This window comes from Actinomyces sp. MRS3W (assembly GCF_032465695.1).
Taxonomy (GTDB): Bacteria; Actinomycetota; Actinomycetes; order Actinomycetales; family Actinomycetaceae; genus Actinomyces.
On sequence record NZ_JAWDJJ010000355.1, the window covers coordinates 1 to 16,396 of the forward strand.

At 68.2% G+C, this 16,396-nt stretch carries 13 protein-coding genes, 1 tRNA gene and 1 pseudogene; 7 read left to right on the forward strand and 8 right to left on the reverse strand.

Annotated features, from left to right (window positions below):
* The 3 genes and pseudogenes from RWX45_RS13170 to RWX45_RS13180 all read left to right on the forward strand — a co-directional run.
* Nucleotides 1–195, forward strand: a pseudogene (locus RWX45_RS13170) (methionine ABC transporter ATP-binding protein); the annotation flags it as partial.
* Nucleotides 192–902, forward strand: coding sequence for a methionine ABC transporter permease (locus tag RWX45_RS13175; RefSeq protein WP_316024169.1), 711 nt, complete (start codon nt 192–194; stop codon nt 900–902). The pseudogene RWX45_RS13170 and the gene RWX45_RS13175, both read left to right, overlap by 4 nt.
* Nucleotides 903–1,052: 150 nt before the next feature.
* On the forward strand, nt 1,053–1,907 hold the full coding sequence (locus RWX45_RS13180; RefSeq protein WP_316024170.1) for a MetQ/NlpA family ABC transporter substrate-binding protein: 855 nt from the start codon (nt 1,053–1,055) through the stop codon (nt 1,905–1,907).
* 83 nt (nt 1,908–1,990) lie between these two features.
* On the opposite strand, the gene RWX45_RS13185 is transcribed toward RWX45_RS13180, so the two are convergent.
* The 3 genes from RWX45_RS13185 to betT all read right to left on the reverse strand — a co-directional run bounded on the left by RWX45_RS13185 (nt 1,991) and on the right by betT (nt 6,305).
* A complete protein-coding gene (locus RWX45_RS13185; RefSeq protein WP_316024171.1) occupies nt 1,991–3,373 on the reverse strand; it encodes a hypothetical protein in 1,383 nt (460 codons plus the stop codon).
* Nucleotides 3,374–3,460: 87 nt separating this feature from the next.
* Nucleotides 3,461–4,099, reverse strand: coding sequence for a uracil phosphoribosyltransferase (upp, locus tag RWX45_RS13190; RefSeq protein ID WP_316024172.1), 639 nt, complete (start codon nt 4,097–4,099; stop codon nt 3,461–3,463).
* A gap of 82 nt (nt 4,100–4,181) precedes the next feature.
* Nucleotides 4,182–6,305, reverse strand: coding sequence for a choline BCCT transporter BetT (betT, locus tag RWX45_RS13195; RefSeq protein ID WP_316024173.1), 2,124 nt, complete (start codon nt 6,303–6,305; stop codon nt 4,182–4,184).
* A gap of 297 nt (nt 6,306–6,602) precedes the next feature.
* Between betT and RWX45_RS13200 the strand changes: the two genes are divergently transcribed.
* The 3 genes from RWX45_RS13200 to groL all read left to right on the forward strand — a co-directional run bounded on the left by RWX45_RS13200 (nt 6,603) and on the right by groL (nt 9,302).
* Nucleotides 6,603–7,088, forward strand: coding sequence for a nucleoside deaminase (locus RWX45_RS13200; protein WP_316024174.1), 486 nt, complete (start codon nt 6,603–6,605; stop codon nt 7,086–7,088).
* Nucleotides 7,089–7,150: 62 nt separating this feature from the next.
* Nucleotides 7,151–7,239 (forward strand) — tRNA-Ser (locus RWX45_RS13205).
* A 437-nt stretch (nt 7,240–7,676) separates the two neighbouring features.
* Nucleotides 7,677–9,302, forward strand: a complete 1,626-nt coding sequence (groL, locus tag RWX45_RS13210) for a chaperonin GroEL (RefSeq protein WP_316024175.1) — start codon at nt 7,677–7,679, stop codon at nt 9,300–9,302.
* 140 nt (nt 9,303–9,442) lie between these two features.
* On the opposite strand, the gene RWX45_RS13215 is transcribed toward groL, so the two are convergent.
* From RWX45_RS13215 to RWX45_RS13235, 5 genes are all read right to left on the reverse strand, one after another.
* Entirely contained in the window at nt 9,443–9,748 is a 306-nt protein-coding gene (locus RWX45_RS13215) for a WXG100 family type VII secretion target (protein WP_316024176.1), read from the reverse strand.
* A gap of 318 nt (nt 9,749–10,066) precedes the next feature.
* Nucleotides 10,067–11,332, reverse strand: a complete 1,266-nt coding sequence (locus tag RWX45_RS13220) for a hypothetical protein (RefSeq protein WP_410050727.1) — start codon at nt 11,330–11,332, stop codon at nt 10,067–10,069.
* Nucleotides 11,333–11,491: 159 nt separating this feature from the next.
* Entirely contained in the window at nt 11,492–13,096 is a 1,605-nt protein-coding gene (locus RWX45_RS13225; protein ID WP_316024177.1) for a HAMP domain-containing sensor histidine kinase, read from the reverse strand.
* Nucleotides 13,093–13,839 carry a response regulator transcription factor gene (locus RWX45_RS13230; protein WP_316024178.1) on the reverse strand — a complete coding sequence of 249 codons (747 nt, stop codon included), beginning with the start codon at nt 13,837–13,839 and terminating at the stop codon, nt 13,093–13,095. Before RWX45_RS13230 ends, RWX45_RS13225 begins: the two co-directional genes overlap by 4 nt.
* Nucleotides 13,840–14,000: 161 nt before the next feature.
* Nucleotides 14,001–14,594, reverse strand: coding sequence for a nuclease (locus RWX45_RS13235; RefSeq protein ID WP_316024179.1), 594 nt, complete (start codon nt 14,592–14,594; stop codon nt 14,001–14,003).
* A gap of 664 nt (nt 14,595–15,258) precedes the next feature.
* Between RWX45_RS13235 and RWX45_RS13240 the strand changes: the two genes are divergently transcribed.
* The coding region (locus RWX45_RS13240; RefSeq protein WP_316024180.1) for an ABC transporter transmembrane domain-containing protein at nt 15,259–16,396 on the forward strand (1,138 nt) is incomplete at its 3' end.

Here is a 16,396-nt window from a genome sequence, read left to right on the forward strand (position 1 = left end):
CACCCCGGCCAGCCCGCCGCCGCCCACGTGCTGGCGCTCGCCTCCGAGCGGGGTGCCGACGTCGCCGGCGGCCTGTTCGAAACGCTCGGTACCGCCCAGGTCGGGCGCCTGGCCCTCACCGTGCCTGCGGAGCGGGTCACGGATACGCTCGCCGTCCTGCGTCAAGCGGGCGCTACCGCGGAGGTGCGCGAATGAACGCCCTGATCAGCCCGGCCCTGCTCGCCGCCGCGAGCGACGACACGTGGTTCAACAACCCCGCCATTCAGCGCAAGCTCGGCCCCGCCACGCTGGAGACCTTCCAGATGCTCGGCGTCTCCGGCGCCCTCACCATTGTCTTCGGCCTGCTGTTGGGGCTCGCGCTGGTCACCACCGGCAAGCGCGGCCAGCACGCCAACCGGGCCGTGTACGAGGTGCTGTCCCAGGTCGTCAATATCGGGCGCTCCATGCCGTTCATCATCCTCATGGTGGCCCTCATCCCCTTCACCCGGATGCTTGTGGGCACGTCGCTGGGCTGGGCCGCGGCCTGCGTGCCGCTCACCATCGGCGCGATTCCCTTCTACGCGCGGCTGGTCGAGACCGCCATCAACGACGTCGACCACGGCAAGGTCGAGGCCGCTCTCATGATGGGTGCCTCCGGTCGCCAGATCACCTGGGGCGTACTGGTGCGAGAGGCCATGCCGACCCTCATCCAGTCGGCCACCGTCACCCTCATTACCCTGCTCGGATACACCGCCATGGCCGGCACGGTCGGTGGTGGCGGCTTGGGCGACCTGGCCATTCAGTACGGCTACCGGCAGAACGCCTCCGATGTCATGGTCATCGTGGTCATCCTCATCGTGCTCGTGGTCGCCGTCATCCAGGTGTGTGGCGACATGCTCAGCCGGCTGGTCGACCACCGCTGAGCCTCGACCAGCCGGAGTCACCGGGGCCCACGCGGGCCCGGACGGCTCGGCTCGCACACATCCTTGGCGACGCGCCCCATTGCGCATGCGTCGCCGCACCACCGATTTCCGCGCAACCTTCACGCTCTCCAAGACAAGGAAAACACCACCATGACCACCACCATTTCCCGCCGTACTGCCCTGGTCGGCTCTCTCGCCTCCGCCGTCGCCCTCGCCCTGGCCGCCTGCGGCAACTCCAACGAAAGCGGGGTTGACGGCATCACCGTCGACGGCGACGTCGCCACCATCAAGATCGGCGCCACCCCGGAGCCGCACGTCACCATCCTCCAGTGGGTGCAGGACAACCTGGCCGCCGACGCCGGGCTCAACCTCGACATCGTGTCGATTGATGACTACGACATCCCCAACGCTTCCCTGAGCGACGGCTCCCTGGCGGCGAACTTCTTCCAGACACCCAACTTCCTCGAGCAGCAGAACGAGGAGAAGGGATACGACCTGGTTGCCATTGCCGACGTGCACATCGAGCCCATGGGCATCTACACCGACAAGGGTTACAGCTCCGTCGACGAGGCGGCCGAGGGCGGGACCATCCTGCTCAACAACGACCCCGCCAACACCGCGCGCGGCCTCAAACTGCTGGAGTCCGCCGGTCTCATTACCCTCGACCCCGACGTCGAGAGCCCGACCACCCTCGACGTCACCGAGAACCCGAAGAAATTCGAGTTGCTCCCGATCGACGGCGCCCAGGTGCCCGCCTCGCTGTCGGATGCCGAACTGGGCGTCATCAACGGCAACTACGCGCTCGGCGCCGGCCTCAACCCGAGCCAGGACGCACTCGTGCTGGAGCCGAGCGGGGAATCCCCCTACGCCAACCAGCTGGTGGTGCGCACGGCGGATAAGGACAACGAGTACCTCGTCGCTCTCGCAGGGCTGCTCAACTCCGATGAGCTACGCAGCTACATCGAGGAGACCTGGACCGACGAATCCGTCATCCCGGCCTTCTGATCCGGCCCGGGCCGACGACGGCGCCCGCCCTCCCCACCCCGGGACGGCGGGCGCCGTCGTCGAGGTACGGGGAGCCGGAATGTTCACGAGGCGGGGCGGTAGCCGGTCAGGGTACCGGTGGTCGGGGCGTAGCCGATGACGTAGTCCGAGGCGACCAGATCGAAAAGCGCCCCCGAGTTCGTGTCCATCCCCGGGAAGTCGATGGTGTTCCCCTTCTCGACGCCGTACATGACCCGGAATGTCCGCATGTCTTGGGTATCGGCTGTGGCGGGACCTGCGGTTACGACACTGCGGTCGGCAGCAATACGGATCGTAGTCAGGCAGGAGGGCTCGGTGCCGAGATCGGGCACGTCGATGGTGCCCCTACCCATGATCTCGACCGATTGAACGCAATCGTTGGTGTCTGCGGAGACCAGGCCCAGCAGCGTGTCGTTCGACTTGTTCGCGAATCGTTCCTTGAAATCCGCGAGGCTCGGTGGCGTCGTCGGATTGCCGAGGAGGAACTCATGGTCCGCCAGGGGGTACTGGTCCGTGTAGAAGTCGACGGGCTTGCCGCCGTCGGGGCCGTAGGCGTACACGGTGGGGATACCGCGCGTGTCCTGCAATCTGATGATCCAACCGTCGGATGCGGAGGTGGCGGCGTATCCCACGATCTCGTCTTGTGCCTTGGGGATGCTCAGTTCTACGCGTTCGCCGGTGTCCACGTTGTAGATCTCGCGGTAACCGATATTGCAGTACCGCTGTCCGTCGCGCATGAAGACGGTTGCATAGGCGTGGTCAATAGTCTGCAGATAGTCGGTGGCATAGTCGGCCGTCTGTGTCCAGAGGGAGGCGTCCGGGCTGGATTCTTGGTATGCCGTGCACTGATTGTCCGCGGTGCAGGCAATGGCGACGTCGTCGGCGATGATGATGCCATCGCTGGAGGACCACGGCGCCTGGTGGGTGGCACCCGTGTCCAGGTCGTACAGCGTGGTGTCGTGGATGAGGGTGTTCTCGCCCCACTTGAGGTAGGCGGGCTTGACGGTGATGTCGAAATCATCACTCGTGTCACCGGCGTCCTTGGACGCGTCAATGGTCGTTGACCATGATTCGGTGATGCCCGAGGTGGATTCACCCCTACCCGAGTCGGTGACTGCGTACGCGGTCAGGGTCGCGTTGGTGGCGTCGTCGCCGGCGACCAGAGTGAGCAGGTGGCCCGGGATGGTCATGACTTGCGCGTCAGCGGCGATCGTTGTGGTCCAGGTCTGCTCCGCTCCGTTGGCCCAGCCCGATGCGGGCACGCTGTACTGGACCTGGTTGGTATTCGTCGGCGCGGAATAGTCCCTGCCGCCGGACAGCGCCCTGCCGCCGCCGACGATGCCCCCGAAGGTGAGCACACCGACTGCAACGGCGACGAGAATCGTGCGTGAACTGAGCCGGTCGCCATCGGCGCCGGCCCGCCCGGGGTACGACGTCGGGGAGCTCATGGCTCGATGCTAAACGGACCGGCACCGCGAAGGCACCGGTGGGCGGCGGGGAGGAGTGCCCATCGGGGCGGTGAACCGCTGGCAGTTTCAGTCCACGATGCCGTACAGGCGGTCGCCGGCGTCGCCCAGGCCGGGGACGATATAGGCGTGCTCGTTGAGGCGCTCGTCGCGCGCGGCGGTGACCACAGTGACGTCGGCCCGGTCGCCGACGGCCTCCTCCAAAGTAGCCAGGCCCTCCGGGGCGGCGATGAGGCAGATGGCGGTGACGTCGCGGGCGCCGCGTTCCAGCAGGTAGTTGATGGCTGCGACCAGAGTGTGCCCGGTGGCGAGCATGGGATCGACGACGAAGCACTGCCTCCCGGACAGGTCCTCCGGTAGGCGGTTGGCGTAGGTCTCCACCTCCAAAGTGTCCTCGTTGCGCTTCATCCCCAGGAAGCCGACCTCGGCGGTGGGCAGCAGCCGGGTCATGCCCTCAAGCATGCCCAATCCGGCACGCAGGATGGGAACGACAATCGGTCGCGGCTCGGCCAGGTGGCGGGCGGTTGTGGGCGCGACGGGGGTGTTGATGCGGATCTCCTCGGTGCGCACGTCCCGCGTTGCCTCGTAGGCGAGGAGAGTGACCAACTCATCGACGAGCTGACGGAAAACCGGCGATGGTGTCCCCTCGTTGCGGAGGACGGAGAGCTTGTGGTTAATGAGCGGGTGATCGGCAACGTGCAGGCGCATGGCCCAAGCCTAGATGCTTTGCGCCTGGCAAGCCGCCGTCGCGGTCGGCCAGGTGCGGCGGGACCGTGGGTTGGCGCCGTCGTCAGACGGTCTCGGCGGCGCCCAGGTACTCCAGCCAGCGCTCGTAGTGGTCCAGGACGTCGTGCGCGACCTGCTCGCGGGACCAGTCCATGACGTCGTAGCCCTGCCCACCGCCGCGGGGACGCACTTCGAGGCGGACGGTGAGGTCGTCGGCTTCGTGGACGACGACGCCGAAGGCGGGTACCGGCGCCTGCACCATGCGCACCGCGTAGCGGAACCGGGAGGAAGCGACCTGCTCACCGCCCTGTGTCTGGACGGTTTCCATCACCGACGGCGGCGGAGTGACCACAAGCGTGGCGGAGCCGAGGAAGTTGCGCAGATCGTCGGGATCCTGCGTCTCGGGGCCCTCGACGACGACGTCGGCGGTCATATCCTCCTTGCGCAGCTCATCGGCGACCGCCTCGAGCGCGGGCACCACGCGGTTGGACATGGCCCGTTGGGCGCGCGCTGGCGAGACAATATCGAAGGTGTGGGACAAGCGATCGCGCCAGGGGATGCGGTTCATTCCGGCGGCGGTGCCCGTGGCCCCCAGCAGCCGGTTGCGGTTGGCGATGCCGCGCGCCTGCTCCCTACTCGCCTCGGTGCGCATCGCGCGCCACAGCCCCGCCATGACCGCGATGATGACGAAGGAGAACGGCAGTGCCATGACGATGGTGGCCTGCTGCAGAATGGGGATGCCGCCGGCCACGAGCATGGCGATGGTGAGCACTCCGGTCAGGGTGGCCCAGAAGATCCGCAGCCAGGCGGGGGCGTCCTGGGGGTCGCCGTGGTAGGCCGGATCGGCCCGGCTGGACAGGTTCGCCATGACCAGGGCGCCGGAGTCGGCGCTGGTCACGTAGAAGAGAATCCCGATGAACAGGGCCAAGGCGATGAGGATGGTGCCGCCGGGAAGGTGCCCGAGCAGCATGTATAGGCCCTGCTCCGGTTCGGCGACGGTGAGTTCGGCGAACTCGAGATTGCCTGAGCGGATGAGGTCCAGGGCACTGTTGCCGAAGATCGACACCCACATCATGACGTAGGAGAAGGGCAGGACGAGGGATCCTACCACGAACTCGCGGACCGTGCGACCGCGCGAGATACGCGCCAGGAACATGCCGACGAAGGCGGCCCAGGTGATCCACCAGGCCCAGAAGAACAGGGTCCAGCTGTTGAGCCACTCGGTGGGACGGTCGTAGGCGTAGGTCTCCAAGGTGAGGCCGGGGAACTGGGTGATGAAGTCACCGATATTGCCCACGAGGGCGTCGATGAGGAAGGCGGTGTTGCCCGTGACCAGCACCCACACCGCCAGGCCGACCGCCAGCAGAACGTTGATATTCGACAGGATGCGCACCCCACGGTCGACGCCCGAGACGGCGGAGACGGTGGCCATAATGACGCTGAGCGCGATGAGGCCGATTTGGGTGGAGGTTCCCTGCGGCAGGCCGAAGAGCAGGGTGAGGGCGACGTTGAGCTGGACGACTCCCACACCGAGCGAGGCGGCGATGCCGACGGCCCCGCCGACAAGCGCGGCGGCGTCGACGACGTCGCCGAGCCTGCCGTTGACCTTGTCTCCCAGCAGCGGGCGCAGGGTGGAGCGGACCGCCAGCGGCTGATGACGCCGGTAAGCGAAGTAGCCCAGCGCCATACCGACGATGGAGTACAGACCCCAGCCGCTGATGCCGTAGTGAAGCAGCGTCAACACGATGCCGTTGCGCGCCGCCTCAACGGTCTGGCCCTCGCCGGTGGGGGGAGCCATGTACTGGGCGACCGGTTCGGCGACGGCGTAGAACATGATCCCGGTGCCCACGCCCGCGGCGAAAAGCATGGCCGCCCAGGAGAAGGTGGAGAAGTCCGGGGTGGAGTTGTCCGGCCCCAGGCGGATCGACCCGAACTTTGACAGCGCCAGCACGACGACGAAGACGACGGCCGCGGTGACCAGCAGGATGTAGAACGAACCGAACCAGCGTCCGGCCCAGGACACGGCGGTGCTGAACGCTGCGGAGACCGTCTCCGGTGCCACAATGGCGGCGCCGGCAATAGCGGCGATGATCGCTGCCGAAACGGCGAAGACCATCACGTTGAGGTGGCGTCGGCCAGATGGTTCAGGTGCCGTTTGTACCGGTTGATCGCTCGGGGAATCAGGCAAGGGACTCTCCTTGATTGGTGTACGCGTGGCCTTGAGCACATGACCATCGCGACCTTTACAGCTTTGTGAATCTTCCAAGGATGGCGCAGATTTGCAAGTGAAACGGTCTGAAATGGGGGCGTGAGACGGACTTGACAGGCGCGTGACGTCGGGGATAAATGGCCGCGTGGGAGATTCTGCCCACACTTGCGCGGGGCCGCCCGGCGAGGCGTTGCTGGTGACCCTGATTGCGCGCGGGTCGCGATGCCGTGTTCGCAGAGGCATCGGGTGTGCCGGACAGTGTGGCAGGGTGGGGACATGAGTGTTCCCGGCCTGATTGAGCAGCGTTACGACGTCGCCATGCGTCGGGCGCTCGAGTTGGCCCGGCAGGCTGGACGGGCGGGCGAAGTGCCCGTGGGCGCCGTCGTACTGGCACCCGGTGGCGAGGTTCTTGCTGCAGCTGCCAATGCGCGCGAGGCACAGCACGACCCGACCGCGCACGCCGAGATCCGCGCCCTACGGGCGGCGGGTGCGGCGTTGGGGTGCTCTCACCTCGATGGCTGCACCCTCGTGGTCACGCTGGAGCCGTGCACCATGTGTGCGGGCGCCGCCCAGCTGGCGCGCGTGGCGCGAGTTGTCCTGGGCGCCTGGGAGCCGAAGACCGGAGCATGCGGTAGTACGCGCGACGTCCTGCGCGACTCGCGCGCCAACCACCAGGTCGAGGTGGTGGCGGGATTGCGGGCCGGGGAGTCGGAGGAGTTGCTGCGGCAGTTTTTCGCTCGACGTCGCCCTGCCGCCCCGTGAGCGACTTCGCAGCCCGTTGGGGTTGGGTATAGGGGGCCGCGCCGTGTAGCCTCAGGCTTCGAGGTAGCGTGTCCGAGCGGCCGAAGGTGCAGATCTCGAAAGTCTGTGTGGTTCATAGCCACCCTGGGTTCGAATCCCAGCGCTACCGCCAATCGATCCCCGGTATCCAGGCGAAGAGCCGGATGCCGGGGATCCTTGCATGCGGCGTGCGATACACCGGAGCGAGGTTTCGCGAGTCGGCTACCCCACCGTCCTGCGGCGGGGTCCCGGACGATTTCCTGAGACTTAGTTCTACCTCAGCAACTTCGACCGGTTTCGGCACGTTATTAGTGCCGGTTTCGGCGTGTGGAGACAACCGTCACACCCGGTTTCCGGCCGATGGCGAACCTGAGCGTCTTGCACTCAAGGGGTGAGAGTGCCAGCATTGCGGTTAGCACTCGGAGGCGTCGAGTGACAGAACCGCCTGGCGCCCCCCAGTGAACGACCCAGGCTAGTAGGTGAGGGTCGGTGTCGGGCGGGACATGAACGTCCGGCGCCGGTCCGTCCGTCGCGGGCACCAACCGGCCACCACCACATACAGGAGCAGCAATGCCCAAGATCATCGCCTTCGACGAGGAGGCTCGCCGCGGAATGGAGCGGGGTCTCAACACCCTCGCCGACACCGTCAAGGTCACCCTCGGCCCCAAGGGCCGCAACGTCGTCCTCGACAAGAAGTGGGGCGCCCCGACCATCACCAACGACGGTGTCACCATCGCCAAGGAGATCGAGCTCGAGGACCCCTACGAGAAGATCGGCGCCGAGCTCGTCAAGGAGGTCGCCAAGAAGACCGACGACGTCGCCGGTGACGGAACCACCACCGCTACCGTCCTGGCTCAGGCGCTGGTGCGCGAGGGCCTGCGCAACGTGGCCGCCGGCGCCAACCCCATCGCCGTGCGCCGCGGCATCGACAAGGCCGTCGCGGCCATCGTCGAGCGCCTGCTGGCCGACGCCAAGGAGGTTGAGACCCAGGACGAGATCGCGGCCACCGCGTCTATCTCCGCCGCTGACGAGCAGATCGGCGCCATGATCGCCGAGGCTCTGGAGAAGGTCGGCCACGACGGCGTCATCACCGTTGAGGAGTCCAACACCTTCGGCCTCGAGCTCGAGGTCACCGAGGGTATGCGCTTCGACAAGGGCTACATCTCCCCCTACTTCGTCACCGACGCCGACCGCCAGGAGGCCGTCCTGGAGGACGCCTACGTCCTGCTGGTCGAGTCCAAGATCTCCAACGTCAAGGACCTGCTGCCGCTGCTGGAGAAGGTCATGCAGTCCGGCAAGCCGCTGGCGATTGTGGCTGAGGACGTCGAGGCCGAGGCCCTGGCCACCCTCGTGGTCAACCGCATCCGTGGCACCTTCAAGTCCGTCGCCGTCAAGGCCCCCGGCTTCGGTGACCGTCGCAAGGCGATGCTGCAGGACATGGCCATCCTCACCGGTGGCACCGTCATCTCCGAGACCGTTGGCCTCAAGCTGGAGAACGCCACCCTGGAGGACCTGGGCCAGGCCCGCAAGGTCGTCGTCACCAAGGACGAGACCACCATCGTCGACGGCGCCGGCGACAAGGCCGCCATCGACGCTCGCGTCTCCCAGATCCGCGCCGAGATCGAGAACTCCGACTCCGAGTACGACCGCGAGAAGCTCTCCGAGCGCCTGGCCAAGCTGGCCGGCGGCGTCGCCGTCCTCAAGTCCGGTGCCGCCACCGAGGTGGAGCTCAAGGAGCGCAAGCACCGCATTGAGGACGCCGTCCGCAACGCCAAGGCCGCCGTCGAGGAGGGCATCGTCGCCGGTGGTGGCGTCTCCCTGCTGCAGGCCGCCACAGCCCTGGACGCCCTCGACCTGTCCGACGACGAGGCCACCGGTGCCGCGATTGTGCGCGTCGCCCTGGAGGCCCCGCTCAAGCAGATCGCCATCAACGCCGGCCTCGAGGGCGGCGTCGTGGCCGAGCGTGTCCGCAACCTGCCCACCGGTGAGGGCCTCAACGCCGCCACCGGCGAGTACACCAACCTGCTGGCCGCCGGCATCGCCGACCCGGTCAAGGTGACCCGCTCCGCGCTGCAGAACGCCGCGTCCATCGCCGGTCTGTTCCTCACCACCGAGGCCGTCGTGGCCGACAAGCCGGAGCCCCCGGCCCCGGCTGCCGGCGCGGGCGCCGGTGACGAGATGGGTGGCATGTACTGATCGGCCATCCGGCCGGTTTGGTCGGCTCGGTTCGCCGGTAGGCGCGCGCCCCGTGCGGCCGCCCGGCGGGCCGCCGACTCCACCATGACGACGGCGGGCCGTCCCACTGCGCAAGCGGGAGGGCGGCCCGCCGTCGTTGCTCAGGCGGGCGGGGTCTGGTAGGTGAAACGGCCGGAGTTGGCGGTCTCGGCGTCGTCGTAGGAGACGGCCGACTGGTCCAGGGCCTGACTGATGGCGTCCAGACTCGCCTGCACCTGCAGGGCGGTGACGTGCCAGTCGGCGGCGCAGGCGGCCATGGAGTCGGAGGCACCGCCCGTCCAGGAGGACTGGAGCAGCGCGATATCGCCCTTCATCCCATCCACCTCCGTCTGGATAGTGGAGATGCGGGTGCGGGCGCGAACGGCCGTGTCGGAGACGGCCTGGGTGTCGACGGCGAAGACGGGCATGGCGAGGGCCTTTCGGTGAGTGCTGCGGCGAGGCTGAGCGGCCCCGTCGCGCGGAGTGGGCGCCGCGGCCGCGGCGTCGATCCCACCGTAGGGATGGGCCACACCCGCCCGCACCCGCCGCCGTCGAGCCCTGTGGATTCACCCTGCACGAACCGTGCCTGTGGACGACGGCGGCCTTCAGGGCGGAGCGTCGCAGATCGGCGCAAACGGCTCGTTACCGCTCGTCTGCTCCTCACAGAGCCTTGGAATGACGCGGATACATGCCCGGCTGGGACATGCCGGATCGGCGTTAATGACGAATCCGGACAGTTGGCTCCCTTAGTCGGCGTCGGAGCCAGCAATCGGCTCGGTGATGGCGGGCAGTTCGCCGGTGCGGGCCTCGCGCAGTGCCTTGGCCTCCTCACACTTGGCGCGTAGCTTTTCGGCGAGCTTGGCGCGCTCCGCCTGAGCCAGGCTGGCCCGGTCCGCGGTGCCCTCCTCGCCTGGGCGCGGCTTGGACAGCAATTGGTCGAGGTCGTCGGCGCAGGACTCCATTGACGTGGTGTGCACCTCGTCGGCCTCAGCGGTCGGCTTAGGGTGACGGCGCGACACGGCCTCCGGCGGTGTCGGCGCGGAGGTGGGCGAGGCGTGTACTGCGGGCGGAGCGGCGTGAGGAACGTCGTCGGCGTCGGCCGCGGCCTCCAGACCCCCCAATTGGGCGGAGTCGGAGCGCTCGGCGTCACCTGGTCCAGGGTGCGGGGACGGCTCCGGCGCGGCTGGTTGGGACACGGCCGGGGCGCTCGCGGGCTCATCCGCAGCGCCCGCCACAGCGGGCTGTGGCGAGGCGGCGTCCCGGGGCTGGCCGGGCGTGCAGGCACCGGGCTGATCGCACCGCTCCGGGCTTGCTGCAAGCTGCGCCAGCTTGGTCTCCAGGTGCCGCTTCTCCGCCTCCAGGTTCTGCCGCGCCGGCTGCTCCCAACGAGCCCCCAGCGGAGAGGAGAACAGCGATTCGCGGTCCAGCAGCCGGGTGATGATGGCCAGGCGCGCCCGCAGGTAGTCCTCCATGGGAATGTGGGCGTATTCCTCGCGCACCGCCATCCGGTAGCTCTTGTACTGCTGCGGCTCGACCGCGAGGGCCCCCAGATCGGCGTCGCTGAGCGCCTGGGCGTCAATATCCTTCGTGGTGAGGTTGTGGCGCTTGAGGTTGAGGATGAGCGCACACACGCGATCAACCGTCTGATCCGGTACGCCCAGCGCCTGCAGGCTCTTGGCGGCATAGGCGGCGGAGGCGACCTCGTCCTCGCCGCCGTTGCGCCGGTAGGTCGACTCGCTGGCCGTGGAGAACACACAGCCGTGGTACCAGGCCGCCAGCCGCATGACGTCGGGGTTGTGGGACTCGTCGGCCAGCTCATCAACGCGCGCGAGCATGTTGATGACGTGCTTGAGATTGTGGAAGTGGCGATCCGGGCTCGTCCACAGGGAGACGAGCTCCTCTCCGGTGGAGCGGATCTGATCGACCGGCGCAGTGGCTCCGACCGCCTTCGCACAGCGGACGAACGCGGGGAGCAACCACTGAGGAGCGTCGATCACGTCCATGTGGCTCATGAGAAAGCCTCCGAGATGAGATGAAACGCAGCCATCGTAGGACTGCCGGCTGAGAAGATGAACCCCCGTGGGGTGTTCTGCCCACCACCTTTCTCGGCCGCGGGGACCGGGGCGCTCGGGGCCCGCGTCCGAGCAGGAGCGACCGGCGCGCCGCCGGCGTCACGGCGCGTTGTTGGCCGAGTCCTGCACGAGTGCGGGCAGCTCAATATGCACGGTGGCGCCGCCACCCGGCGTCTGGTCCATGCGCACGGTGCCGCCGTGGCGGGCGATGATGGCCGACACGATCGACAGCCCCAGTCCGGAGCCGCCGGTCTCCCGGTTGCGGGAGGTGTCGGCCCGGTAGAAGCGCTGGAAGACCTTCTCGGCGTCGGCCTCGGCCACGCCCGGCCCGTGATCGCGCACCTCGACGACGGCGGTCGGTCGCTCCTGCTGCGGGCCCGCCACAGTGCCGACGGCAATTTCCACGGGGGAGCCGTCGGGTGTGTGCCGGGTCACGTTGCCGAGCAGATTCGTCAGCACTTGGGACAGCCGGTCCCGGTCGCCCAGCACCATGGTGGGCGGCGCCTCACCGTCGGCGTCGTCGAGCGGGACGAGCGCGCAGTCGCGGTCGGGGGCCAGCACCGTCATGTCGGTCAGCGCCCCGGCGGCGATCTGGGTGAGGTCCACCGGCGCCATCGTCATCTCCCGGCCCTCGTCCATACGTGCCAGTTGCAGCAGGTCGTCCACGAGCCGTCCCATGCGGGAGGCTTCGGACTCGATGCGGCCCATGACCTCGGCGGTGCGTTCGGGGGGCACCCCGCCCATGCGGAACAGCTCGCCGTAGCCACGGATCGCGGCCAAAGGGGTGCGCAGCTCATGCGAGGCGTCGGAGACGAAGCGGGTCATGCGCTCCTGGGCCACCACCTGCACGTCGAAGGCTTGCTCGTTCTGCTGCAGCATGGTGTTCAGCGCCCGCTGCAGCGAGCCGACCTCCGTCGTCGGCGGTTCGGTGACGGGCACACGAGCGGACAAGTCACCACTGGCGATCTGCCCGGCCACGCCCTCGATCTGCCGCAGAGTGCGGAAGGAGCGCCGCACCAGGTAGGCGGCGGCCATGGCGCCGAGCAGAATGACGGACACGTCGGTGAGTGCAACGACCAGCCGGGTCTGCTCGACGGTCTCCATGACGTCGGTCAGCGGCAGCGCGATGGCGACCACCCCGATGTGCTCGCCGCTGGTGCGGTCGTCAATGGGCAGCACGATGACGCGCCACTGGTGGTGCAGTTGGTTGGAGTCGACCGTGAACAGCACCGGGTCGGCGGCCTGGGCGACGACAGCGTCCACAGACAGGGTCTCAATAACGGGAACCCCGTACTTGGCGGCGGTGTCGGAAGAGATCATCTGGCCGCCCCCGCCATCGGCGTACTGGGCTTCGACGTAATAGGTCGACGGCATGGAGGAGTTGCTGCTCGAACTACTGGAGCGGTTGGAGCTGAGGGCGGTCAGCCCCTGTGTGCCGATGGCCTGTGCGGTGGCGCGCAACTGGTCGTCCACCTGCCCGACCAGGTGAGCGTCGAGGAGGGAGGTCACGGCAACCGAGGAGGCCAGCAGCCCCAGTGTGAGCAGCCCGGTGGTGATGAGGGCGAGGCGGCTGCGCAACGGCTGCGCGCGCCACACCCGTTTGATTTGGGTGAGCAGATGCCAGCGTCCGCGTTTGATCGGCCGATACTGGCGTCCCTCGGGTGGGCGGCGCACCGTGTCCCTCACGGTGGCGCGCACGCTCATCCGGCCTTGGGTTCGCGCAGCATATAACCGACGCCGCGGCGGGTTTGGATGAGTGGGGCGACCGGCTGGCCATCAGCGCCGTTGATCTGGTCCACCTTGCGGCGCAGGTAGGAGATATAAGACTCGACGATGGCGGCGTCGCCGTTCCAGTCGTACTCCCACACGTGGTCGAGGATCTGGGACTTGGACACGACTCGACCGGCGTTGAGCATGAGGTAGCGCAAAAGCTTGAACTCGGTGGGGGACAGGTCCACCTCGACGCCGGCGCGGTGGACCTCGTGGGCGTCCTCGTCCAGGATCAAGTCGGCCACGTGCACCATGCCGTCGTCTTCGCCCTCCAAGGCGCGGGTACGGCGCAGGATGGCACGGATACGGGCGACGACCTCCTCCAGTCCGAAGGGCTTGGTCACGTAGTCATCGCCGCCAACGGTCAGGCCCTGCACCTTGTCCGCCATGTCGTCGCGGGCGGTGAGGAAGAGAATCGGGATGGTGACGTCGCGCTCACGCAGGCGGCGGGCAACGGTGAACCCATCCATGTCGGGGAGCATGACATCCAGCACAATGAGGTCGGGGGCCTCCTCCTCGGCGCTGCGCAGAGCCCCGTTCCCATCAGCCGCGGTCAGCACCTCGAAGCCGGCGAAGCGCAGCGACGAGGCGAGCAGATCGCGGATATTCGGCTCGTCGTCGACGACGAGAAGCCGCGCCTCGTGGGATGACTGCTGAGAATCGTGAGTGCGGTTCATGCCGCCACTGTGCCCGGCGTTTCTGGGAGTCGCCTGGATGTGAGATGGGAGTGTGGAATGTATATGCGGCGGAGGCGGGGCCGTCTGAGTCGGCTCGCGGCCGGAGCGGGTGGACGAAGGGCGCCGCCCCTCGCCGGCGCGCCCGCCCCGGCCCGGCGCACTCAGATGAACTTGAGCGGGTCGAACTCGGCCAGCGGGATGATGCGGACCCGCGGTAGCGCGATGGTGAAGGCGTCGACGTCGGTTTCCAGATCATGGATAGTCAGCCCGCGCGTCTCCAGTGACGCCAGCTGCGTGTTGAGGAACTCCCGGAAGCACAGCACGTCAACTGCGGCTCCCGCATCGAGAAGCCGCTCGACCTGTGGGACGTAGTCGCCGTCATGCGAGCCGAGCAGGACATGCACCGCCTCGCCGCCCTCGACGCGTTCGGCGAGTGCTTCCAGCGTGCGCTGGATACCGATGTCGACGACCTTCTCCTCCTGGCTGCCGGATCCGGCCAGGGGGATGGGGCGATAATCCATGGCGAGCAGCGCCTGGACGAAGCCCATGGGCATATGGCCGCTCGTGGCGTTGAGGAAAAACAGGGCGCGGGTCTCACCGTCATCGGAGTTTGCGTCGGCGACCTCATCGCAGAAGGCGAGGACGCGGTCCCACCGCGGGCGTTCGTCGGGCTCGGGGCGGCGTCCGAGCACGCTCATGCCGAGAGTGGCGTCGATATTCTCCCCATCGACGAGGAGATATGTGGGTGTGGTCATGGTGTCATGCTAACGGCCCGCACCGTGGTACTCGCCGTGCGCATGGCGGGGCGGCCGTTGCGATCAAGGCGCCGTCGTCCACAGGCACGGTTCATGCGGGGGATGTCCACAGCCCTCGCCACCGTCACTGGCGCGCTCCTCCACGTGCGGGAAGTATCGAAGCATGAGGCGGCGCGAAGATGACATCCTGACACGGGTACGCGGTTGTCACGGCGCGGTGCGCCTGCGGGACCTCGACTTGGACCGAACGGAGTATCGCCAGGCCGAGCGGCTCGTCACCGCGGGTGAGCTCATTGCCCATCCGCGGGGAGTGGTGAGTCTGCCAGGCGTCGAGCCGGGACTGGTGCTTGCTCGGATCCATGGCGGGGTCATCACCTGTCAGCACGCGGCGCACTACTACGGCTACCCGTGCCCGCGGCGATCAATGGTGGTGCGGTTCACTCGTCAGGATGTTGAGGGCGGCCGTGTGGGGGCCGAGATTCGCAGTCTCCTGGCGGCGCGCCGAGGGGGTGAGTACGTACGTGCCTGCGCGCAAGTGAGATTAGGTCATCATAAGTGCATGACGACGCGCCCCACCCCCGGCAGTCCCGGAGGCTCACAGGCAGGCCATGCTTCCGCAGGCACGCCAGTAGTCCGTGCGGAACCCAGGAGAATCGGCCCTGGGGTGCCCGGCGCTGTCGCTGCCACACCCGCGCCAGCCGCCCCCTCGCCATGGGTCCCCCTGGGCACCCGTGCCGGCGTCTTGGCCAATGTGGCGGCCGCTGTACTCACTGCCGTAGGCGCCGTGGCCGAGGCCTGGGCGCTCATCGCCATCGCACGGGCGCTCGCCTCTATGGCGGAAGTGAGCATTGCGGTCGACGGCCCAGCAGGGGCGACTGCCGCGGCGGCGACGCCCGCGTGGCCGCATCACTTGGCCGTCGCCGTCGTGGCCGCGCTCATCGGGGCGCTGTGCGCCGCCGCCGTCCATTTCACGGCTCAGGCCAGCGCCGCCACCCAGGAGGGGGCGATGCGTCGGCAGGTACTCGCCCACCTGTTCGACCTCGGCCCGGCACAGGCCTCCGCACGCTCCGGCGCCACCGTCACCCTGCTCACCGACGGGGCCGAGCGGGTTGCTGCCTACCGCCAGACCTTCCTCGTGCCCACCATCGCCGCCGTGCTCTCCCCGCTGCTTGTGCTGGTGGTGGCCGGTGTCGTAATTGACCCGCTGTCTGCGCTCGTACTCGCCATCGCCTTCGTGGCGGTGCCCGCCTGCATTGTCTTCCTGCACCGGCGCCTGCGCCGATCCTCCTCCGGCTCGCGCGCCCAGCGCATGCGGCTGGCCGCCGAGTACCTCGACGCCATCCAGGGCCTGACCACCCTGGTGCTCGCCCGTGCTGTCGCCCGCCGCGCCGCCGACCTGGCCGCCTTCGGGGAGGCCAACCGGCGCGCCGTCATGCGACTCCTGGCCGGTAACCAGCTGGTCATCCTGGTCACCGACGGCTTGTTCTCCCTCTTCCTGGTCACCGCCTCCGCCGCGCTGGCCCTTGCCCGCCTGGCGGGCGGGGCGATCGGGCTCGACGGCGCCCTCGGCCTGGTGTTCATTTCCTTCATCCTGCTCCAGCCCCTCGACCGCGTCGGCGGCTTCTTCTACGTGGGCATGGGCGGGATGGCCAACCAGCGTGCCCTGCGGCGGATTCTCGCCAGGAAGCGCCCGGGAAGTGCGGTCCGGCGCCCGGGTGGGACCAGTGGCTCGGCTTCTCGGGCCGACTTGCCGGCGCAGGACGCCTCGGGGTCGGCCGCGGAGTCGGGCGTGCCGCCGGTGG

What these genes read in the sequence shown, in the direction of transcription:
- RWX45_RS13185 (WP_316024171.1), bottom strand. Translation starts at nt 3,373, where the DNA reads ATGAGCTCCCCGACGTCGTACCCCGGGCGGGCCGGCGCCGATGGCGAC.
- RWX45_RS13235 (WP_316024179.1), bottom strand. Translation starts at nt 14,594, where the DNA reads ATGACCACACCCACATATCTCCTCGTCGATGGGGAGAATATCGACGCC.
- RWX45_RS13225 (WP_316024177.1), bottom strand. Translation starts at nt 13,096, where the DNA reads ATGAGCGTGCGCGCCACCGTGAGGGACACGGTGCGCCGCCCACCCGAG.
- RWX45_RS13180 (WP_316024170.1), top strand. Translation starts at nt 1,053, where the DNA reads ATGACCACCACCATTTCCCGCCGTACTGCCCTGGTCGGCTCTCTCGCC.
- RWX45_RS13220 (WP_410050727.1), bottom strand. Translation starts at nt 11,332, where the DNA reads ATGAGCCACATGGACGTGATCGACGCTCCTCAGTGGTTGCTCCCCGCG.
- upp (WP_316024172.1), bottom strand. Translation starts at nt 4,099, where the DNA reads ATGCGCCTGCACGTTGCCGATCACCCGCTCATTAACCACAAGCTCTCC.
- RWX45_RS13200 (WP_316024174.1), top strand. Translation starts at nt 6,603, where the DNA reads ATGAGTGTTCCCGGCCTGATTGAGCAGCGTTACGACGTCGCCATGCGT.
- RWX45_RS13230 (WP_316024178.1), bottom strand. Translation starts at nt 13,839, where the DNA reads ATGAACCGCACTCACGATTCTCAGCAGTCATCCCACGAGGCGCGGCTT.
- RWX45_RS13175 (WP_316024169.1), top strand. Translation starts at nt 192, where the DNA reads ATGAACGCCCTGATCAGCCCGGCCCTGCTCGCCGCCGCGAGCGACGAC.
- RWX45_RS13215 (WP_316024176.1), bottom strand. Translation starts at nt 9,748, where the DNA reads ATGCCCGTCTTCGCCGTCGACACCCAGGCCGTCTCCGACACGGCCGTT.
- groL (WP_316024175.1), top strand. Translation starts at nt 7,677, where the DNA reads ATGCCCAAGATCATCGCCTTCGACGAGGAGGCTCGCCGCGGAATGGAG.